This is a genomic window from Pedobacter africanus, from assembly GCF_040548825.1.
GTDB lineage: Bacteria > Bacteroidota > Bacteroidia > Sphingobacteriales > Sphingobacteriaceae > Pedobacter > Pedobacter africanus_A.
This window is the reverse complement of the sequence record NZ_JBEPSL010000004.1, coordinates 457,201-477,650: the sequence shown is the minus strand read 5'-3', so window position 1 is coordinate 477,650 and position 20,450 is coordinate 457,201. Positions and strand designations below refer to the sequence as shown.

The 20,450-nt window shown below is 42.6% G+C and carries 23 protein-coding genes and 1 tRNA gene; 17 read left to right on the top strand and 7 right to left on the bottom strand.

What is annotated here, in order from left to right; all coding sequences use genetic code 11:
• Nucleotides 1-37 precede the first annotated feature (37 nt).
• Nucleotides 38-457, top strand: coding sequence for a hypothetical protein (locus ABIE26_RS21635; RefSeq protein WP_310145667.1), 420 nt, complete (start codon nucleotides 38-40; stop codon nucleotides 455-457).
• Here ABIE26_RS21635 and ABIE26_RS21630 read toward each other — a convergent pair.
• Nucleotides 454-2,304, bottom strand: coding sequence for a DNA polymerase III subunit gamma/tau (locus ABIE26_RS21630; RefSeq protein WP_310145665.1), 1,851 nt, complete (start codon nucleotides 2,302-2,304; stop codon nucleotides 454-456). The two genes, ABIE26_RS21635 and ABIE26_RS21630, sit on opposite strands and share 4 nt — an antisense overlap.
• A gap of 41 nt (nucleotides 2,305-2,345) precedes the next feature.
• Nucleotides 2,346-3,209, bottom strand: a complete 864-nt coding sequence (locus tag ABIE26_RS21625; protein WP_310145663.1) for an AraC family transcriptional regulator — start codon at nucleotides 3,207-3,209, stop codon at nucleotides 2,346-2,348.
• A 155-nt stretch (nucleotides 3,210-3,364) separates the two neighbouring features.
• Between ABIE26_RS21625 and ABIE26_RS21620 the strand changes: the two genes are divergently transcribed.
• From ABIE26_RS21620 to ABIE26_RS21590, 7 genes are all read left to right on the top strand, one after another.
• Entirely contained in the window at nucleotides 3,365-3,958 is a 594-nt protein-coding gene (locus ABIE26_RS21620) for a hypothetical protein (protein ID WP_310145661.1), read from the top strand.
• Nucleotides 3,959-4,087: 129 nt separating this feature from the next.
• A complete protein-coding gene (locus tag ABIE26_RS21615) occupies nucleotides 4,088-5,338 on the top strand; it encodes a hypothetical protein (protein WP_310145660.1) in 1,251 nt (416 codons plus the stop codon).
• An 88-nt stretch (nucleotides 5,339-5,426) separates the two neighbouring features.
• Nucleotides 5,427-5,789 (top strand): 30S ribosomal protein S6, encoded by a 363-nt coding sequence (gene rpsF / locus ABIE26_RS21610; protein ID WP_084241461.1) that lies wholly within the window; start codon nucleotides 5,427-5,429, stop codon nucleotides 5,787-5,789.
• A complete protein-coding gene (gene rpsR / locus ABIE26_RS21605; RefSeq protein WP_012780908.1) occupies nucleotides 5,789-6,052 on the top strand; it encodes a 30S ribosomal protein S18 in 264 nt (87 codons plus the stop codon). The genes rpsF and rpsR overlap by 1 nt, the downstream gene beginning before the upstream one ends.
• A 10-nt stretch (nucleotides 6,053-6,062) precedes the next feature.
• Complete coding sequence (rplI, locus tag ABIE26_RS21600) at nucleotides 6,063-6,506, top strand: 50S ribosomal protein L9 (protein ID WP_310145659.1); 444 nt, start codon at nucleotides 6,063-6,065, stop codon at nucleotides 6,504-6,506.
• An 80-nt stretch (nucleotides 6,507-6,586) separates the two neighbouring features.
• On the top strand, nucleotides 6,587-7,312 hold the full coding sequence (gene mtgA / locus ABIE26_RS21595; RefSeq protein WP_409035708.1) for a monofunctional biosynthetic peptidoglycan transglycosylase: 726 nt from the start codon (nucleotides 6,587-6,589) through the stop codon (nucleotides 7,310-7,312).
• Nucleotides 7,313-7,370: 58 nt separating this feature from the next.
• A complete protein-coding gene (locus ABIE26_RS21590) occupies nucleotides 7,371-8,402 on the top strand; it encodes an isoaspartyl peptidase/L-asparaginase family protein (RefSeq protein WP_310145658.1) in 1,032 nt (343 codons plus the stop codon).
• A gap of 24 nt (nucleotides 8,403-8,426) precedes the next feature.
• Here the strand turns inward: ABIE26_RS21590 and ABIE26_RS21585 are convergent, their stop codons facing one another.
• The gene (locus ABIE26_RS21585) at nucleotides 8,427-8,906 is read right to left on the bottom strand and encodes an ABC transporter ATPase (protein ID WP_310145657.1); all 480 of its coding nucleotides are present in this window, start codon (nucleotides 8,904-8,906) and stop codon (nucleotides 8,427-8,429) included.
• Nucleotides 8,907-8,956: 50 nt separating this feature from the next.
• Between ABIE26_RS21585 and ABIE26_RS21580 the strand changes: the two genes are divergently transcribed.
• Nucleotides 8,957-9,436: a hypothetical protein gene (locus tag ABIE26_RS21580; RefSeq protein WP_310145656.1), complete on the top strand. Its 480-nt coding sequence runs from the start codon at nucleotides 8,957-8,959 to the stop codon at nucleotides 9,434-9,436.
• Here the strand turns inward: ABIE26_RS21580 and ABIE26_RS21575 are convergent.
• The 3 genes from ABIE26_RS21575 to ABIE26_RS21565 are packed head-to-tail and all read right to left on the bottom strand — an operon-like array spanning nucleotide 9,402 to nucleotide 12,296.
• Nucleotides 9,402-10,199, bottom strand: a complete 798-nt coding sequence (locus ABIE26_RS21575; RefSeq protein ID WP_310145653.1) for an MBL fold metallo-hydrolase — start codon at nucleotides 10,197-10,199, stop codon at nucleotides 9,402-9,404. The genes ABIE26_RS21580 and ABIE26_RS21575 overlap by 35 nt on opposite strands.
• Nucleotides 10,189-10,989: a (Fe-S)-binding protein gene (locus ABIE26_RS21570; RefSeq protein WP_310145651.1), complete on the bottom strand. Its 801-nt coding sequence runs from the start codon at nucleotides 10,987-10,989 to the stop codon at nucleotides 10,189-10,191. The genes ABIE26_RS21575 and ABIE26_RS21570 overlap by 11 nt, the downstream gene beginning before the upstream one ends.
• A 29-nt stretch (nucleotides 10,990-11,018) precedes the next feature.
• On the bottom strand, nucleotides 11,019-12,296 hold the full coding sequence (locus ABIE26_RS21565; protein ID WP_310145649.1) for a 4Fe-4S dicluster domain-containing protein: 1,278 nt from the start codon (nucleotides 12,294-12,296) through the stop codon (nucleotides 11,019-11,021).
• A gap of 187 nt (nucleotides 12,297-12,483) precedes the next feature.
• On the opposite strand from ABIE26_RS21565, the gene ABIE26_RS21560 reads away from it, so the two are divergent.
• A complete protein-coding gene (locus ABIE26_RS21560; protein ID WP_310145648.1) occupies nucleotides 12,484-13,713 on the top strand; it encodes a right-handed parallel beta-helix repeat-containing protein in 1,230 nt (409 codons plus the stop codon).
• Between the two features lie 198 nt (nucleotides 13,714-13,911).
• A tRNA-Phe gene (locus tag ABIE26_RS21555) sits at nucleotides 13,912-13,984 on the top strand.
• Nucleotides 13,985-14,195: 211 nt separating this feature from the next.
• Here the strand turns inward: ABIE26_RS21555 and ABIE26_RS21550 are convergent.
• Nucleotides 14,196-14,573 carry a winged helix-turn-helix transcriptional regulator gene (locus ABIE26_RS21550; RefSeq protein WP_310145646.1) on the bottom strand — a complete coding sequence of 126 codons (378 nt, stop codon included), beginning with the start codon at nucleotides 14,571-14,573 and terminating at the stop codon, nucleotides 14,196-14,198.
• Nucleotides 14,574-14,697: 124 nt separating this feature from the next.
• Between ABIE26_RS21550 and ABIE26_RS21545 the strand changes: the two genes are divergently transcribed.
• The 6 genes from ABIE26_RS21545 to ABIE26_RS21520 all read left to right on the top strand — a co-directional run bounded on the left by ABIE26_RS21545 (nucleotide 14,698) and on the right by ABIE26_RS21520 (nucleotide 20,402).
• Nucleotides 14,698-15,492, top strand: a complete 795-nt coding sequence (locus tag ABIE26_RS21545; RefSeq protein ID WP_310145644.1) for an SDR family oxidoreductase — start codon at nucleotides 14,698-14,700, stop codon at nucleotides 15,490-15,492.
• A gap of 18 nt (nucleotides 15,493-15,510) precedes the next feature.
• Nucleotides 15,511-15,834 (top strand): nuclear transport factor 2 family protein, encoded by a 324-nt coding sequence (locus ABIE26_RS21540; protein WP_310145642.1) that lies wholly within the window; start codon nucleotides 15,511-15,513, stop codon nucleotides 15,832-15,834.
• A 428-nt stretch (nucleotides 15,835-16,262) separates the two neighbouring features.
• Nucleotides 16,263-17,549 carry a kynureninase gene (gene kynU / locus ABIE26_RS21535; protein ID WP_310145641.1) on the top strand — a complete coding sequence of 429 codons (1,287 nt, stop codon included), beginning with the start codon at nucleotides 16,263-16,265 and terminating at the stop codon, nucleotides 17,547-17,549.
• A gap of 34 nt (nucleotides 17,550-17,583) precedes the next feature.
• On the top strand, nucleotides 17,584-18,543 hold the full coding sequence (locus tag ABIE26_RS21530) for a tryptophan 2,3-dioxygenase family protein (RefSeq protein ID WP_310145640.1): 960 nt from the start codon (nucleotides 17,584-17,586) through the stop codon (nucleotides 18,541-18,543).
• A gap of 81 nt (nucleotides 18,544-18,624) precedes the next feature.
• The gene (locus ABIE26_RS21525) at nucleotides 18,625-19,185 is read left to right on the top strand and encodes an RNA polymerase sigma factor (RefSeq protein ID WP_310145638.1); all 561 of its coding nucleotides are present in this window, start codon (nucleotides 18,625-18,627) and stop codon (nucleotides 19,183-19,185) included.
• A gap of 65 nt (nucleotides 19,186-19,250) precedes the next feature.
• Nucleotides 19,251-20,402, top strand: coding sequence for a FecR family protein (locus ABIE26_RS21520; RefSeq protein ID WP_310145636.1), 1,152 nt, complete (start codon nucleotides 19,251-19,253; stop codon nucleotides 20,400-20,402).
• The last annotated feature ends 48 nt before the right edge of the window (nucleotides 20,403-20,450 follow it).

The following is a 20,450-nucleotide window of genomic DNA, read 5'->3' as shown; positions in this document are numbered from 1 at the left end:
GTTTTTTTTGCGTTATATTTATACAAAACTTACCAATATGATAACGGGCCAAAATGATGATCCGGGAGCGAAAAGAGCAACCGACAAACTGCACCCAATGAATTTGGGAGAGACCAAAGATTTCGATAATTTATCGTACGATAAAGACAAAAACAGTTTTGAATTTGATGTAAAAGGGAAGGATGAAGATTATGATCATCCGCTGCCCTATGATACTTCCGCTCCAAATGGGGAAGACAGTATCTCAACCTATGATGAATCTAACCCTTATATCGGTGCCGAGTATGACAACGACAAAGAAATGAATGAACGTCTTGAGGGTGCCGGAATGCGGATAGACAATGGCGAGAGTGTACAGTTGAGCCCGGAAGATGAGATTTTGGCACGCACGCCAGAAGACGACCGCGATGACCTTGATGAAGAGGGCTATCCGGTAAATGATAAGCCTGGATATTAAGGGTTTACATCCAGGTTGAACCTTCTGCGCATTTCTTCCAGTTTTGGGTTTTTCTCTACCAGGTACTGGTATTTTTCGGTGCTGGTGTATAGTCGGTTTACTACCTCTTTCACCACCTGTTTAGACTTGATGTATATGCTGAAATTCCTTAACCTTGGTCTTAAAAAGTTCAGCAGGTCTATCATTTCATCCTGGAGCAAGTCCTCTTGTAACTTATGCTCCACATGTACCATAATTTCTTCCTGGCTTTCCAAGATAGGGGCCGATGTACTCATCAGGGTATAAACATTGATCCTGTTGGCATTTTTAACAATATCTGTATATTGGTTCCAGTAAAACTGCAATTGTTCATTCGTAAAAGCTTCCCGATCACTTCCCGTAATGTATTTGGGCTCATCGCCATCTTCACCCTCAGCCTTGTTTTGAATGCCATTTAATGAAGGAATGAGCATTGTCGCTTTATGCTGCTGAGCCGGTGCTACCGGATTTAATGCTATTTTAGTAGAAGGAGGAGGTGTTTTTTTTGGCAAGGGAATACTTGCCGAAGGGTTTGAAATTTGCTTTTCCGGAGTAGCAGGCGGGGCTGCAATCGGTATGGAAGGTGTGGTAACCGATATTGCTGGTGCTGCAGTTGGAATTACAGGACTTTCCGCTTTTGGCGTTGCCGGCGCAGTAAAGGCAGGCTGAACCGGACTTACATTAGTTTTTTTTTTAATCTGATCTGGGTCAGTCGCGGTATTGGCTAATTGAAGTACCGAAGGGATGTGGCACATTTTGATCAGCGCCATTTCTACCTGCAGGCGTTGATTTTTACTGTTCTTGTAGTTCAGATCGCACTGGTTGGCCAGGTTTAGTGCGGTAAGGATAAACGAAACCGGGGTTTGCTGGCTTTGGCTGATATACTTTTGTTTGATGTTTTCGCTGACTTCCAGCAGCTTGGTAGTCTGAGGGTCTTTGGCTACCAGTAAATTACGAAGATGGCTTGCCAGTCCGTTGATAAAGTTGTTGCCATCAAATCCGTTATTCAGGATCTCATCAAACAGGATGAGTGTATTGCTTACGTCAGTTGTTACCAGGTACTGGGTAAGTTTGAAATAATAATCGTAATCCAGAATATTCAGGTTATCGATTACCGATTTGTAGGTTAAATTTTTATTTGTATAACTTACAATCTGGTCAAACATGGAAAGGGCATCCCTTAAACCCCCATCTGCTTTCTGGGCAATGATGTGCAACCCATCGGCTTCTACCGCAATGTTTTCGCGTTGCGCAATCTTATGGAGGTGGCCTGCTATATCTTCTACCTGAATCCTGTTAAAATCAAAAATCTGGCAGCGCGACAATATAGTAGGCAGTATTTTGTGTTTTTCTGTGGTGGCTAATATAAAAATAGCATAAGAGGGTGGTTCCTCCAGTGTTTTCAGGAATGCATTGAACGCATTTGCCGATAACATGTGGACCTCATCAATGATGTATATTTTATATTTGCCTGCCTGCGGTGGTATACGTACCTGCTCAATCAGGCTTCGGATATCATCTACAGAGTTGTTTGAGGCTGCGTCAAGCTCATGAAAGTTAAAGGAGTGGCCGGTTTGAAAGGAAATACAGGATTCGCAGGTCCCGCATGCTTCCTGATCGGGTGTTAAACTGGTACAGTTAATGGTTTTTGCCAGGATGCGCGCGCAGGTTGTTTTACCTACACCTCTTGGACCGCAAAACAGGAAAGCCTGTGCCAGCTGGTTGTTCTTAATAGCATTTTTTAAAGTGCCGGTAATGTGCTGCTGACCAACAACGGTTTCAAACGTTGCCGGGCGATATTTACGGGCCGATACTATAAAGTTTTCCATTCGGCAACGAAAATAGGAATTTTTGTTGAGCTTGGAATGCGCTAAGAATGGAATGTTGAAAATTCCTTTCTGTATTGCGAAGCACTTTTACCATTGAATTCTTTAAACAATTTATTGAAATGGCTAAAGTTGTTAAAGCCGCTTTCATAGCAAATGTTTGCGATGCTGGTTTGTTTTTCGGCCAGAAGTTTGGAAGCGTGTACAATCCGGTACTCATTTACAAAATGTGTAAATGTTTTTTTGGTGATCTTTTTGAAATACCTGCAAAAAGAAGGCACAGTCATATTGGCCATTTCAGCTATGGCAGGCAAGTTGATCTCTTCCTGAAAATGGTCTTTGACATAGTTAAAAACCATACTGATCCTGTCGTTGTCCTGAACCTGCATTTCTATGGAGAAGCCCGAAGCATTTAAAATTTTATAGTCGGCTGCTTTTTCCAGCTCTTTTAAAACCTGTAATAAGCTCAGGAGTCGTTCAAAAGGTTGTTGATCGTCCATTCTTTCAATGTGTTCACCTACCTTGGCTTTTGTTTCAGCACCAAAGGCAATGCCGCCCTTGGCCTTGTTCAGCAAATCGGTAATGCCTCTGGTTTCCTGCAGGTCTAAAAAGTCATGCCCCAGGAATCCGGGCCGCATTTGAATTACGGTTTCCGTTTTGTTTCCGGTATGGGTATCTGTAAAACCACAATGCGGCAAATTGCTCCCGATTAAAATAAGATCTCCATCCGTATAATAAGATAAATGACTGCCGATCTGCCGTTTTCCACTTCCTCCGTTTACGAATACCATTTCAATCTCCGGGTGGTAATGCCATAAATGTGCCTTGTTGTTGAGCGCCCTTGCATATTTTGAATAATAAAACGAGCTTCCAAAAGAGGGTTCAATAATTTCGAAAGTTGGTTTCATGTACTTTTTTGTCTTTGAAATTTGAATTTGCTGAGTATTAAATGTTTTTGCTGTTAATATAGCATATAAATCAGAAAATGTAGTGGTCAATTACCAGCCTTATCAGGATTAATTTTGTTGCATAAAGAAATTGTTAAATTTTAAACATTTTAATCATGAAAAATTTATTAAAAATTGGGATTGCTGCATTTCTGGTGCTTAATTTCTCTGCTTTGCAAGCAAAAGATGTTGATTTTTCGGTGAGAGTTAAAAATGTAGATGAGAAGTCAGTTGCTTTCCTTATTGATGGACCGCAGGTTATTGACTTGTCTATCTATGGTGCAAATGGTGATTTGCTATATACACAGAATATCAAAACGAAGGCTACTTCTACCAGGACTTATAACCTGAGGGAACTTCCTGATGGAACCTATACATTTAAAATTGTAGGCGAACTGAAGGCTGCCGAGTATAAAGTTAGTATTGAAAACGGACAGGCGAAGGTTTCTGAACCGATAATTGAAGAACGGTTTAAGCCGGTTTTAACCAAAGAAGACGGGGTAATCACCTTAGATCTGAAAAACGCCCCGGAAGGTCCGGTAGAAGTTCAGATCCTGGACAGGTATAACGAGCCTTTGTACAACCAGGTATTTGACAATGGCCTCAAAGCACCTAAAAGGTTTAATGTTGACCGGGTGTTTGCAACAGAACTAACATTTGTTGTGAGATCTGAAACACAGGAGTCCAGAGAAACAGTTCAAATGTACTAAGTTCAAAAATGAAGGTATTTTAAAGGGTTATCTTTACAGGTAACCCTTTTTTATTTTAGAGAGAAGTCAGCCGGATGTTTTGAAATGCTGCAAACTAATTTTATTTTAGCCGAAATTTAATTTCAACCGATGAAACGCTTTCTGACCGCTTTATTAACGGCTGTTCCCTTACTAAGTCTTGGGCAATCTAACTATCAAAAAGGCTATGTAGTACTTAATTCAAAAGATACTTTAAGGGGCTATGTAGATTTTAAAGAGCGGAGAAAAAATCCTGTTTCAATAGATTTTAAAATTGCACCAAATGACAGCCGACAGGTTTTTACCCTAGCCAATTGTACAGCTTATGGTATCGACGATCACGAACACTACCAGCGTTTTGCTGTTAATGTAAGCCTGAGCGAGATAGAAATCGCAAACCTGAGTATTGGGCCGGACTTGTCGTTTAAAAGAGACACCGTTTTTTTGAAAGTGCTGCAATCCGGCAAAAATCTGACTTTGTTTTCCTATGTCGATGAACTTAAAGAAAGGTTCTATATGATGGGGCCTGATCAGCAGGAACCACTGGAACTGATCAGGAATTTATACCTTCAGGAAGACAGGACAAGTGCGGTTGTCAAAGACAATAAATATGCCCGGCAGCTGCTGATTGAGATGAAAAAGCGGAAGCCGGAAGACCAGGTTTTGGAAAAAATGTTGCTAAGGTTGGACTACAGGTCGGGAGATTTGTTAAGGGCTGTGTCGTTGATCAATGGGCAGCAATTGCCAAAGCCGAAGCATAAAAGCACCAGGTTTTTTGCCGGACTGGGAGCTGCGGCCAGTATGGCCAGTTATGGAGGTACACATCCATTATCGACTCCGAAAGCAACGTGTAAAACATCTTTCTCACCTATGTTAACTACGGGTGTGGATCTGTTTGTGAAACCGGAAATTGGCAGACTAATATTTAGAACGGAGCTTTCTGCGCTGATGAGTAAGAATGAAATATCGCTGCCGGCCGATGAGCGAGGCTTTATTGTTGAGCGCCATTCATTTGACCAGGTTCATCTTGTACTCACCCCGCAGCTTATCTATAACATTTACAATACCAACAAGTTAAAGTGTTTTGGCGGCCTGGGTGGAGGATTGAATTTCTCTACTACCAGCAACAATAAGTCGGTGTATCTGAATACGATAAGTATGCAGCAAAGAATTGGTGAAAATGAGGTCATTATGGAAAAATTCAATTATTCACTGCAGTTCATGGCGGGGGTAGTGCTGAATAAAAAACTGGAGATAGCGGCTGGTTACAGTCCCAATGCAGCCATTACGAATTACTCGTTTTTTAATATTGAAATGAAGCGCTTCAAGCTTGGAGTTAACTACTTGTTTGGTAAACACTAAAACATTTGATTATTAGAAAATTATTCTTATTTTTGCAGCCCGCTTGAGAGCGTTTCAGGCGGATAAATTAAAAAACAAATAAATAACAATGAATCAGTACGAAACTGTTATCGTTCTAACCCCGTTGTTGTCAGAGGAAGTAGCGAAAGAGGCAATTGCCAAATTCAGCAAAATCATCGCTGACAGCGGAGCCGAAATTGTTCAAGAGGACAATTGGGGTTTGAGAAAATTAGCGTATCCGATTGAAAAAAAAGCAAGCGGATTTTTCCACCTTACAGAATACAAATCTTCAGGTGAATTAATTAACAAGTTGGAGTTGGAGCTTAAGCGCGATGAGCGTGTATTGCGTTTCCTTACCATTAGATTAGACCGTCATGCGGTTGCATATAATGAGAAAAAACGTAGTGGTGCTTTTAACAAAAAACCTAAGAAAGAGGAGGTTGCAGGATAATGGCTAAAGATCAAATACAATATGTTACTGCTCCAAAAGTGGACGATAACAGAAAAAAATATTGCCGTTTCAGAAAAAACGGGATTAAATACATTGATTACAAAGACGCAAACTTCCTGTTAAAATTCATCAATGACCAGGGTAAAATTTTACCTCGCCGTTTAACCGGTACTTCATTGAAATTTCAACGTAAAGTGGCTCAGGCGGTAAAACGTGCACGTCACATTGGTTTGTTACCTTTTGTTGCTGACCAATTAAAATAGGAGCTGAGAGATGGAAATTATTTTAAAGCAAGATATCAAATCCCTAGGGGAAAAAGATGATATCGTTACTGTAAAGCCAGGATATGGCCGTAACTACTTGATCCCTCAGGGATTTGGTGAACTGGCTACTCCTTCAGCTAAAAAAGTATTAGCAGAAAACTTAAAGCAAGCTGCTTTTAAACAAGATAAAATTAAGAAAGATGCTGAAGGCATTGCTGAGCGTTTAACTGAGGTTAAATTATCTATCGGTGCTAAAGCTGGTGAGTCAGGCAAAATTTTTGGTGCTGTAAATACCATTATGATTGCTGATGCATTGAAACAAAAAGGTTTTGATGTTGACCGTCGCCGTATCACTTTCGAAACTGAACCTAAATTTGTTGGCGAATATGTTGCTAACTTAAACTTGCACAAAGAAGTGAAAGTTAAAGTTCCTTTCGAAGTTGTAGCTGAATAAGCTTCTTTAACGGATATAAAAAGCGCCCCATTTAACGGGGCGCTTTTTTTTTGACCATCATCTTTATTATCTTTGTGCCGATGTCGAAACGTAAACGGACTACTAAAAGGAAGTCCGGCCCCTCTCTGTTTAAAAAAATAATGTCTGTTGTAACCAGGGTATTTATCTGGTTTCTGTTGGCTAGTGTGCTCTGGGTACTGGCTTATCGTTTTATCAATCCGCCCATCACTTTGCTGATGATATTACGGAATATAGAACGTAAAACGGATGGCAAACCTGCCAGGATGGACAAAGAGTGGGTTGATTTTGAAGATATGTCCGATAACATGAAACGGGCCGCTGTTTCGGCAGAAGACCAGCTTTTCCTGACACATATCGGTTTTGATGTAAAAGCCATAGAAAAAGCTTTTCAAACCAATAAAAAAGGGAAAAAGATAAAAGGCGGCAGCACCATTTCACAACAAACTGCTAAAAATGTGTTTTTATGGCCGGGGCGTTCCTGGATCAGGAAAGGGTTCGAAGCCTATTTTACCCTGCTGATAGAACTGCTTTGGAGTAAGGAACGCATTTTGGAGGTGTACCTGAACGTGATTGAAATGGGGGATGGGATTTATGGTGCAGAAGCTGCTGCCCAGGCCTATTTCGGTAAATCATGTACTAAATTGACGCGTTCACAGGCTGCACTGATTGCCGCTTGTTTTCCCAACCCCAGGAGATGGACTCCTAAAAAGCCCACACGTTACATCAAGCACCGCCAGTACCTGATCCTGAAGAACATGAGGAGGCTGAGGCCGCTCGATTTTTAGTGGGAGCGAAAAAGTCTTATATTTAATCCGGAGCAGGAAGAATAAGGCTCATTTGAAAATGAAAGCTAAAATAGTTACACTGTTTATCATGTTTTTCATTTGCGGGACCGCTATGGCACAAGATCAACAAAAAGATAAATATATATTGGTGATACATGGTGGTGCGGGCACTATTCTTAAAAAGAATATGGATCCGGCAAAAGAGACAGCTTATGTAAGCCAGTTAACCAAAGCCCTGCAAAAAGGATATGAAGCTATAAGCAGCGGAAAAACAAGTCTGGATGCCGTAGAAGCCGCCATTCGGGTATTGGAAGATTCACCGCTGTTTAATGCAGGTAAAGGGGCTGTTTTTACTCATGATGGTAAAAATGAACTGGATGCGGCAATAATGAATGGGGAAACCCTGGAGGCGGGAGCCGTAGCTGGTGTTACAACGATCCGTAACCCGATCAGTGCCGCAAGAGCAGTAATGGAAAGGTCACCGCATGTGATGATGATTGGTCCCGGTGCTGAAACATTTGCAAGGCAATGTAACCTGGAACTGGTAGACCCTGCTTATTTTTATACAAAGGAACGTTGGGAAGGTTTACAGAAAGCATTGAAAGAGGATTCTGCAAAGGCAGTGCTGGACCATGGAAATAAAAAATCACACCAAACAGCTCCTGTTCATAAAGACAATAAGTTTGGAACGGTAGGAGCAGTTGCTTTAGATAAAATGGGAAACCTTGCTGCGGGAACTTCTACCGGAGGAATGACGAATAAAAAATATGGCAGGGTAGGCGATTCGCCCGTCATTGGGGCTGGTACCTATGCAAATAACCTCACAGCTGCAATTTCCTGTACAGGCTGGGGAGAGTTTTATATCAGAAGTGTTGTAGCGCACGATGTATCGGCAATGATAGAGTATAAGGGACTTTCAGTAGCTGAGGCCTCAGCGCTTGCATTAGATAAAATGGCCAGGCTTGGAGGAGAAGGAGGAATTATTGCTTTGGACAAAAATGGCCGGATAGCGATGCCTTTTAATACAGCAGGCATGTACCGGGGCACGGTTACCAAAAATGGTAAAATAGAAGTGCAGATCTATAAATAGACTTGTGTTCTTGTTGGTTTGGACTTACAGCAAATGTGCAAACACTTTGCTGTGCCAGCTTTGTTCAAATGGTGTTTCCCATTTGTTCTCAAATTCTTCCCTGGTTTGCACCAGGTTATTGAAAACGATGGTTTTAGGGCCAACAGCTTTAATGTTTACCAGCGTTTCAAAGTCTTCTTTATTGGTTACAACAACTTTGTCCTCAACTTTATAGGCAATATTAAACCTGTCAAACAGATCTACATTGTACTCCTGTTCAATTTCCTTGATTACACGAACGGAAGAATCAATAGAACACCCGGTTACCCCTGCTGCTGCTTCATCAACAGTAAACACAATAAAAAAGTTGTGCAAAATTTCAGCTTTGGCCTTCAACTGATGCCCGTGTGCTTTCCACTGCGAGGTAAAGGCGTCTAATTTCTGTTGAACGGCTGTTACCTCCGCATTTGTGAATGCGCGGTTACTTTGGTATATCCATATTTTAGATTGTGGAGAAAAACTCATACCCAAATTTAAGAATTTATTTAAATTAATGCTGCTAAATTATTAACGTGATGAATAAGTTTACATTAAGCTTAAAAATGTCCCTGTTTTTGCTGCTTTGCCTGGTTTTTATGGCATTTAGCGCAGAAATTTTGGATGAACAGATCGCTTATATTCAAAAAAAGCTTACAGAACACTATGATAATGGGCAGGAAGATCAGCAAATTAAACGCTATGAATTAAATGTTACCAACACGGGCTTCTGCAGGTACAAACGTTACTTTATCAGCGGAAAAGTAGAGTACTTTTCGTTCAATCTCGTTAAATTTAAAGCTTTGGACTATTATGGTACAGATAAGAACGGTAAGTTATATCTGCGGACCAAAGGTGAGGACGTAATTGTACAAACCTATAAAGACAAAGATGGGGGGGATGTAGACAGTATGGCCACTTATATGGTTATTCCTTTAAAAAATATAGAACCGCAAGACCTTTCTGATCTCTCAGAGCGGCTGCTTAAAATGAATGCACAGCTGCTGGTTCAAAAATAGTATATACCTGCGTTTCTTCGTGTCTCGAGGCAACGATAATTTCCGTGCCATTGGCATGCTGTGTAAACAACTCAGCCACCAGGTTAGGGCAATTGTTGTCTTTAGATAAATGGGAGAGCAGTAAATGGCTCATAAATGCAGGCTTAAAAGTGCTGAAGAGTTCCAATGCTTTTTTGTTGGATAAATGGCCTCTGCCTCCACTGATCCGTCTTTTAAGGAAGTAAGGGTAAGCACTTTTTTCCAGGAGTGCATCGTCGTAATTGGCTTCCAGGAAAGCCGCATGACATTGCCCGAAATGGTGCACCAGCTGTTCGCAGGCCTCACCTATATCCGTAAACACGCCTACTTTAGTTCCCCCATAGCTAATTACAAAGCTGTAAGGGTCTGATGCGTCATGTATTTTAAGAAAACCGGTTATGTTTAAGCTGCCAATTTGTATGACCGAGTTGTTGCTCAGGTGTCTGATCAGGTCTTCCCTGATGTTAAAGCGGCAGGCAGCTAAAGTGCCCGGGCTGATGTAAACCGGGAGGTTATATTTTGCTGCAAGCGTACATAAGCCTTTAATATGGTCGGTATGTTCATGAGAAATGAATATCGCCTTTACCTTTTGCATAGACAATCCTATGCGAAGCATTCTTCGTTCAGTTTCCCTGCATGAAATGCCTGCATCAACCAATATCGCCTCCTCGTTGTTCCCAACATAATAGCAATTTCCGTTGCTGCCGGAATTTAAAGACGCGATAAAGAGATGCTTACAATCCATTTGCCTTTACCGTGATTTCTGCAATGTCCAACACCTGTACATTTTGCTCCTGTTCTTTCATTTTTACACCGTCCCTAAGCATTGTCATACAAAAAGGGCAGGATGCTGCAATTACCTGGGGCTGCGTTTCCAGGGCCTCTTCAATTCTTTCAATATTGATGTCTTTGTTGCCTTTCTCAGGTTCTTTAAACATTTGCGCACCGCCTGCGCCGCAACACAAACCGTTTGATTTGCAGCGTTTCATTTCAACTAATTGCGCATCAAGGGCTTCAAGTGCTGCACGCGGTGCTTCATATACATCGTTGCCACGGCCCAGGTAGCAAGGATCATGATAGGTAATCTTTTTGCCTTTAAAGCTTTCTCCGCCTTCGGCTTTCAGTTTGCCTTCGTTGATCAGTTGCTGGATCAGCTGGGTATGGTGGATAACTTCATAGTTTCCGCCCAATCCGGGATATTCATTTTTTATGGTATTGAAACAGTGCGGACAGCCTGTTACTATTTTTTTGATGTTGTAAGCATTCAGCACCTCGATATTGGTCATGGCCTGCATCTGGAACAGAAATTCATTCCCTGCACGTTTTGCCGGATCGCCTGTACAGCTTTCTTCGGTGCCCAGTACTGCATATTTTAAACCTACATGATGTAATATCTTGCAGATGTCGCGTGTGGTTTTTTGTGCCCTTTCATCATAACTCCCGGCGCAGCCCACCCAGAATAAGATCTCAGGTTCTTCGCCTTTGGCTATCATTTCTGCCATTGTTGGCACTTCAAAGTTTAATTGCGCGCTCATGTTTAAAGCTATATGGTAAAATAATTCTATTAACTTTCTTTGGCCCAGTTGAACCTGTCGGCCGGTGAATATTTCCAGGGCGCCCCGTTATTTTCAATGTTGCCCAGCATGGTGTTTATACTGGCGGGCGACTGGGATTCCTCCATCACCGCATAACGCCGCAATTCAGTAATGATGGCCAGCGGATCAATGTTGATCGGACAGGCCTGTGTGCAGGCATTGCAGCTGGTACAGGCCCAGATCTCTTCCCGGCTAATGTAAGTGTCGATTAAAGATTTGCCGTCGTCAAGCCCGTTCTTCCCAACTTCTTCCATCCTGTCACGGGTATCCATCATGATCTTACGCGGCGAAAGCAACTTTCCTGTAATATTGGCTGGGCAAACCGAGGTGCACCTGCCGCATTCAGTGCAGGTATACGCGTTCATCAGGTTAACCCAGGTTAGATCGTTTACATCTTTCGCCCCAAAACGTCCGGGAGCAGCATCAGGAGGTGTAAAAGATGGATCAAGCATGGCTTTAACCTCATTGGTTACACTTTGCATGTTGCTGAATTCACCTTTAGGTTCCAGATTCGAAAAATAGGTGTTTGGAAAAGCGAACATAATGTGAAAATGCTTGGAGTAGGGCAGGTAATTTAAAAAAGCAAAAATGCCTATAATATGGAACCACCAGCAACCTCTTTCAATGGCAACCAGGGCTGTTTCTGTATTGGGCAGAAGGTTCTGTAAAAACTGGCTTACAGGAAATGCTCCGGCAGCGGTATAATGCCCGGCACCCATGGCTTGCAATTTTGCATCGGCAGCATTCATGGTCAGAAAAGCGGTCATCAACAGGATTTCAGTGATGAGGATGTAATTGGCATCAGACCTGGGCCAGCTTTTCATCTCTACACCACTAAACCTTTTTAATTTAAGCACATTTCTTCTGATCAAAAAGATGGCGCAGGCCAGCCATACACCAAGGGCAAGGATCTCAAATGAGCCGATAAGGACATTGTAAAATGCACCAAGACCGCCAAATACCCTGTGGGTGCCAAAAATGCCGTCTATCATGATCTCCAGTACTTCGATATTGATAATGACAAAGCCTGCATACACAATCAGGTGCAGGAAAGCAGGAATTGGCCTGAAAAACATTTTCGTTTGACCGAATGCCACTTTCAGCATCGTCATCAATCTTTTTTGGGGTTGATCTGACCTGTTTGCGGGTCTTCCCAGGCGGATGTTACGGATAACTTTCTTTAAGTTATAACTGAACAGGGCTACTCCAGCCAGTGTAATGGCTATAAATATGACTTGTGACACCATTTGTATATCTCTTATCGTGTTGCTAAGTTAAAGTATTTAGAACAAAACAAATTATTATGCATGCATAAAATTAAAAATTTAGAAGGGATTTAAATAAAACCGATTTATGCCCTTATAAGTATTGATCTGAACCCCTTGGGGTTAGGTCTCATTGACGAACTTGGTTTAAACCTTAAAACCAAATGTAATGAAGATGAATTTTAACCATTTCCCATTGGCATTATCCTTTGCCTTGCTGCTGCCTTTTGGCTGCAAAAAAGATTCAGTTGCAAATAATGAATCAAAAGGAATGCTTAACCCAGAAAAAACGGCGGCGATCAAATCTGTAGCTGATCATGTGATCGAAACAGGCATGACACTCGCCCAGATCAATGCCGTAATTGCCGGAGCTGCAGCCGGAGATACGGTATATGTACAGCCTGGTACCTATACCATTACCGGTAAAATTATCATGAAAGCAGGGGTATCCCTCATTAAACAAACCAGTACCAACCCTGTTTTTGATGCCAGCAGTTTGGCAACTTTGCTGACCATGAACTACACCACTGATGTGAGTAACTGCATTGTTTCCGGCATTACTTTCTGGAATATCCGCTTTTCAATAGTAAGTGCCGGAAGCACTACATTTAAATACTGCATCTTTGATTATGGAAAAAGGGCTGCTAACACCAATAAAACCAATAACCTAAAAGACGCCTATCTGGAATTTAAAGATACAAACCTGAGCCAGGTAAATAATTGTGTATTTAGCCACAGGGCTGCCGATCCGGGGCGTGGGGTGTGGGTAAAGAATACAACCAATTCTAAGATCCTCAACAATACTTTTGGCAATGGTGGCACAACAGGTTATTTCGTTACTGCCATTAACGATAACAGTCAGAGCAATTCTTTAATCGATGGAAATGTGATCAAAAGAAATACCGCGTTGAACACCGTAGATAGTTTAACGGATCATGGCATGTACGCGCATAGCTTCAACGGACTTACCATAACCAACAATACCATTTCAGGCTGGCCTGCAAATGCGAGCGGAGGGAGTATCAAAGCCCGGAATGGTCAGAACCTGAATATTTCTGGCAATACATTGAATGATTCGGGAATTCTGCTTTACGAATACTTAAGCGGAACAGCTTTTCCCTATCTCAACAATGTGGTCGTTTCTACCAATGAGATCAATATAGCTTCCCCGGCCAATGATATGTACCATGGGATCGGGTATTACCGAGACAATACCAGCCATTCAGAGTATTCCATCCGGATTGCCGACAATAAATTACCTAACGGGACAATTTATGCGATGGCCTCAGCTATTAATGTAACGAATTTTAATGCTGCCGGTGGTGGGGTGTACAACAATGATACTGCGGCTGGCTATTTATTGTTGAAAAGTGGCATTGCCAATTCCGGTAATTATTGATTTTTCAGGTAAATAGCCTTATCGATTGATTCCCTGTATATTAATTAGAGGATTCCGGGTAAAACCGGAATTCTTTTTATTTGATGTCGCAGATATATTTAAATTATTTTGAAAAAAGATTTTGATGTTCAAAAAAAGACACTACATTTGCACTCCCAACCGAGGGGAACATGAGTAATCATGTTGAACAAATAAGATGGTACGGTAGCTCAGTCGGTAGAGCAATGGACTGAAAATCCATGTGTCGCCGGTTCGATCCCGGCCCATACCACTTAAAAAAAAGGCCTTTTTCGCAAGAAATAAGGCCTTTTTTTATGCTTAAAGGCATATCTTTGATCTTATTTTCATGTAAGTCTTTCAATAGGCTACTTTCAGCTAAACAAGTTTCTTGTTCAATTATATTGAATTTGTGCCGCATTATCCCGGTGAGGTGCAGACTGGTTTGGCATCTCACCAATAAAAAGAATTCAACTTCTTAATTTCTAACCGCCCATGGCAACACGATCCGGGAATTGTTTCAGGATCACATCCCTTAATCTGTCTTCGTGTGCATCACCCCAAAGCCCGATGGTACGGATAACAGGTATCAGTGTCTCTCCAAAATCGGTCAGGTCATACTCTACTTTAGGCGGCATCACCGGATATATCGTTCTTTTGACCAACTCATGTTCTTCCAATTCCCTTAGCTGAATATTCAATACCCGCCTGGAAACATCCGGTATTTTTCGCTGCAGTTCGCTGGGACGTTTATGACCTTCACTGATGAACCAGAGTATGCGCAGTTTCCACTTCCCATATAGGACCTCGCCGACAAGGTCGAGCCCACAGTTCAGATACGGTAAGATTTTTCTTTCATACATAAATACAAATATAAGCAGACCCGCAGTATGGCACAATAGGGAGAAATTTATCCCTATTTGAATCGTAAGCCCGTACTTGCTAGCGGCTTAAGTACTGCCTAGATTTGCCCAAAACAAATTCGATATGCAACAGCAAACTAATTACAGCAACGAATTATCCGGAAAGATTGCCCTGGTAACCGGAGGTACAAAAGGCGCCGGAAAAGCGATCGCCGAGCGCTTAAAGGCGGCAGGTGCAACCGTTGTCATTACGGCTAGGAACAAGCCTGATCAGGCAGATCCGGACCTATATTTTGTTCCTGCTGACCTGAGCAAGCGCGGTGCGGCAGATAGTGTCGCCAAGGCAACATTGGAGCGCTATGGAAGATTGGATATTCTTATCAATAACCTTGGCGGTTCCGAAACGCCTGCGGGCGGTTTTGCAGCACTGAATGATGAACACTGGGAAAGTACGATCAGCACGAACTTACTTGCACCGGTGAGGCTAGACAGGGCTTTCCTGCCTCAGATGCTGGAGAACGGTAACGGGGTGATCATCCACATCGCTTCTATACAGGGCCGGCTTCCCTTATATGATGCAACGCTTCCATATGCGGCGGCAAAGGCTGGTCTGATCAATTATAGCAAAGGGTTAGCCAAAGAAGTGACTTCTAAAGGGCTGCGTGTTCTGACAGTTTCCCCGGGGTGGATAAAAACTGAAAATGTCAAATATTTTTTAGAACGGATCGCCCGGAGTTCAAATAGTTCAATTGAGGAGGCTCAACAAAGCGTTATAGCTGCTCTGGGTGGAATACCATATGGAAGACCCGCAGAGCCGGAAGAGGTTGCAGAACTTGTCGGTTTCCTGGCCTCGCCCCGGGCTAAATATCTGAGCGGTTCAGAATTCGTTATCGACGGAGGAACAATACCAACAATTTAAAACTAAATAGAAACAATTATGGAATTACATGGAGTAGTCATGCGCTTCGTTGATGCGCAGAATAATTTTGACAGCAAGGCTTACCTGGAGTGTTTCACCGACTCCGCCATCGTTTACGACGAAGGCAAGACCCATACCGGTAAAGCAGAAATTCGTCAATGGATCGAACACGCAAATGATGAATATCAATCTTCTATGAAACCTACAAACTATGACCAGTCCGGATCAAACGCCTTGCTGACGGCTGAGGTGTCCGGCACATTCCCCGGAAGTCCTATAGTTCTGCAGTTTCATTTGGGACTGAAGGATGATCTTATCGATTCTTTGAAAATAACCGGATAAGATTACGTGTCGTAGGAGGCACTGTCTGCAAAAAGCTTTAGAGAAATCTAGGGCTTTTTTGTTTTTCCTTATTTTGCCGTTCATTCCAGATCCATAATTGTTCCTCTCCTGCTTCGCCCTTGGGGCGCAGTACCCAGGTTCCCCACTCGAACTTTGTTCGGTACCAGTTCAAGCAAGTCCCTGGCAGCTTACCTGTAGCAAAAGTAATTTACCGGAATTTGCTGAAGTGCTGTTTTAGTATTACTTTAGTTCCAGCATTATACGAATGGTAAATATTCTAAAAAATATCATCAGCAGACCATCTTAATTCAGCATTCAGCTGAATCAACCCTGTATTTACTTCAATAAGAAAAATACTTCATATTTAATTTAAGCATCCGCTGGCGTAAGCAAGTTGATGTAATTCATATTTGATTAATCTTTTTAAAATGATTTTTGAAAATAATCTGGCATTTGCCCGGAATATGGATCAGCAGGATCCGCTCCGCGAACTCAGAAATGAGTTTTTGTTTCCACAACAAAATGGCAAACCTTTCATTTACTTATGCGGCAACTCATTGGGCCTGCAACCTAAAACCGCAAGGTCGCATATTGGGCAGCAGCTCGACAATTGGCACAATCTGGCCGTTGAGGGCTGGTTTGAAGGTAAAAGCCCCTGGATGTTTTACCACAAGGAACTCAAAAAGCTGATGGCGCCAATTGTTGGTGCAAGCTCCCAGGAAGTTTGCCCAATGAACACGCTTACAGTAAACCTGCACTTGTTGATGGTAAGTTTTTACCGGCCATCAGGCAAGCGGTTTAAGATCATTATGGAAGCCGGAGCTTTCCCTTCAGACCAGTATGCCATCGAAAGCCAGGTGCGTTTTCATGGCTACGATCCTAAGGAGGCCATCATTGAAGTAGCACCAAAAGCAGGCGAACATACCCTGCGTACAGCAGATATTCTTGCCGCCATTACAGGCCAGGGAGATGAAATCGCGCTGGTGCTATTTGGTGGTGTCAATTACTTTACCGGCCAATGGTACGATATGCCTGCCATTACCAAAGCCGGGCATGCAGCAGGCGCTATTGTAGGGTTCGACCTTGCCCACGCTGCCGGCAATGTTCCCTTGCAGCTGCACAACTGGGATGTTGATTTTGCCTGCTGGTGTTCTTATAAATACCAGAACTCGGGCCCGGGTGGTATTAGTGCCATATTTGTTCATGAAAAGCATTTTCAGGACAAAACCATTAACCGCTTTGCCGGTTGGTGGGGCTACCAGGAGCAGGAACGTTTCAAAATGACCAAAGGTTTTGTGCCTGAAGCAGGAGCAGATGGCTGGCAGGTAAGCTGTACCCAGGTAATTCCGATGTCCCTGTATTATGCTTCCCTGCGTATTTTCGAAAAAGCAGGTTTTATAGCACCCTTAAGAGAGAAAAGTCAAAAACTGACCGCTTATCTTTTTTATGTGATAGCTGAAGTAAATAAAAGCTTAGGCGAAGAACAATACCAGATCATCACGCCCGGTACCCTGGAAGACCGTGGGGCACAGGTTTCCATAGTGGCCAGGCACAAAGCCAGGGAGGTTTTTAATGCATTGATGGCTAATAATATTCTGGGCGACTGGCGGGAACCAAATGTGATCCGCTTAAGCCCTGTGCCCTTGTATAACAATTTTGAAGATGTATTTATAACAGGTGAGCAGCTGCTGAAAATCAGTAAAGAACTGATTTAGGAACACATCAATTTGAAAATAAAAAAAATAAGAAATGGAAATCACACCAGAAATTAACGAGCGCCTTTCCCAGCTGCAGGAAAAATTTGCCGCCATGGGACAGGACATCAATGCCTACCTGGATGGCCTGCTTTATGCAGATTACCTCACTTATTGGGACTACATACATGTCGACACGCTGTTGAGCCTTCAGAACCCCAAGACCCCCTTCCCCGATGAAGAGATCTTCATCATGTACCACCAGATTACCGAACTTTACTTTAAGCTTACTTTGCACGAATGCAGGCAGATCAGCGCGCAGCCGACATTAACAGCAACATTCTTTACCGAAAGGTTAAAACGCATCAATGCCTATTTTACGGCTTTGGTCTCTTCTTTCGATATCATGGTGGATGGGATGGACAAATCACAGTTCCTGAAATTCAGGATGTCACTGCTGCCAGCCAGCGGTTTCCAGTCGGGCCAGTACCGCATGATCGAGATCAGTGCTACAGACCTCATCCGGCTGGTCGACAAAAGCAAAAGAGAGGAACTGGCAGATGCAACAATTGAAGAACAGTTTGAATACATTTACTGGAAATTTGGCGCCTCAGAATTGTCCACCGGAAAGCAGACGCTTACCCTTCAGCAATTCATTGCAAAATATGCCGCGCAGTTTCTGCAGCTGGCAAAAGACAACACCGAAACTAATTTTGCGGCATTGTACAGAAGGCTGCTAAAAGAAGGACAGGATGTAACGGCTCTGCAGGAGGAAATGCGTAAACTGGATCTGTTCGTTAATGTAGAATGGCCCCTGTCACATTATAAGTCGGCAGTCCGTTATCTGGAAAAAGACCCGGCAGATATTGCAGCAACAGGCGGTACCAACTGGCAAAAATACCTGCCGCCGCGTTTTCAAAAAAGGATTTTCTTCCCTTTCCTGTGGACGGATGGGCAAATTGAAGAATGGGGTAAAACCTGGGTAATGAATGTATTGAAAAGCTACAGGATTTAAAGCGGACAACTGTCCATTTTGTACTGTTTTACCGCAAATGTGTAGAAATTATATTAATATTGTTACACAAAATAAAACGGTATGGGTCAGTTATCAGTTATGGGCGATGATGAACTTCTGGAGGCATTCCAGTCGGGTGATCAGAAAGCTTATCAGCTGATCTACGACCGCTATTGGCAGCTGTTATACCGTCATGCCCGTAACATGCTCAGAAATGATGAAGAAGCAAAAGATGTGGTTCAGGAGGTATTTACTACTTTATGGTTAAAAAAAACGGATGTGAAACCTCCTGTGGCCGCTTTTTTATATGCTGCCAGCAGAAACAAAATACTTAATCAATTAAAGCACCTTAAAATTGAAGCAAGGTATGTGGAACAGCACAAAGCTGTTATGGAGTATCCTTCTGCAATTCTGCCCGATGAACAGGTTATTGAACGGGATTTTGCAAAACTGATTGAAGCCGGGATCCAAAGCCTGCCGCCGAAGATGCGCAGGATATTTGAACTGAGCCGGAAGGAATTTAAAACACACCAGGAAATTTCAGAAGAGCTGCAAATTTCTTCTTTAACGGTTAAAAGACAGGTTAGCAACGCCATCAGCATACTTAAAAACAAGCTTCAATCCTTTTTAATGTTTTTTTAATTTTTATCTGCATCCTGTGCATGGTTCAGTTGTTATACAATTATACAACCTTAAAAAGCTGTTAAATGATGAACCAACCAGACCAACAACAGGAAGAACTGCTCAACAAATACAAAAAAGGAATTTGTACTCCTGAAGAAGTTGCTGCAGTAAAGTACTTGTACAATCTGGCTGCTGCATCGGCGGGAGAAGCGCCTGAACCTGAAAATTATCAGCAAGCCGGAGATGAGATCTGGAGCAGGCTTACCACGAACAGGAAGAACTATAAATTAAAGTTCTTTAAAATGATTTCTGTAGCGGCTGCGGTTATCTTCATAATAGGAGGGGCTTATTTCTGGAGCAACAACAAATCTGGGGTTCAGCCAGGTTCCCTGCTTAGGCATGATATTGCCCCAGGGAAAAATGCAGCCACATTAACCCTGGCAGACGGACGGAAAATAGTATTGACGAGCGATGTTAAAGGGCAACTTGCAGCCGGACCTGGTGTAAGTGTTACTAAAACTGCCGAAGGGCAGCTGGTGTATGAACTCAAAAATGATGAAAATGCCGATCCGCAGGCGGTGAATAAACTGTCTACCGCAAAAGGGGAATCCTACCAGTTGAGACTGCCCGATGGAACAATGGTCTGGCTAAATGCTGCTTCATCTGTAACCTATCCCGTTTCTTTCTCCGGTGCCGGAACACGGGAAGTGACGCTTTCAGGGGAAGCTTATTTTGAAGTAGCAAAGGACAAAAAGCGCCCATTTCTTGTAAAAACAGCCCATCAGCAAATCCTGGTATTGGGTACACATTTCAACGTCAATGCTTATACAGATGAACCTGAGCTGAAAACAACACTGCTGGAAGGCAGCATAAGGTTAAGTCCGGAAGGAACAGGTACTGCTGTCAATACACGCATATTGAAGCCAGGAGAACAGGCCGTTTTAGCAGGTGCACAGCTTAACGTAGCTATGGTAGATGTTGAACAGGCAGTAGACTGGAAAAACGGCGATTTTATATTCCAATCGGAACCTCTCGTTTCTTTAATGAGACGGGTTGCAAGGTGGTACAACGTACAGGTAGTTTACGCCAGGGGGGTAGATAAAGAAGGAACATTTACCGGGAAAGTATCCCGCCGGAAAAACATCTCTGCTTTGCTGAAAGCACTACAGTCTGCCGGATTAAAATTTGAGGTCATAGGCAGTAAAATCATTGTTAAAAATCAATCAACATCATAACTAACCAAAACTAATCAGATGAAAAATATCTACAAAAACGATCCTTAA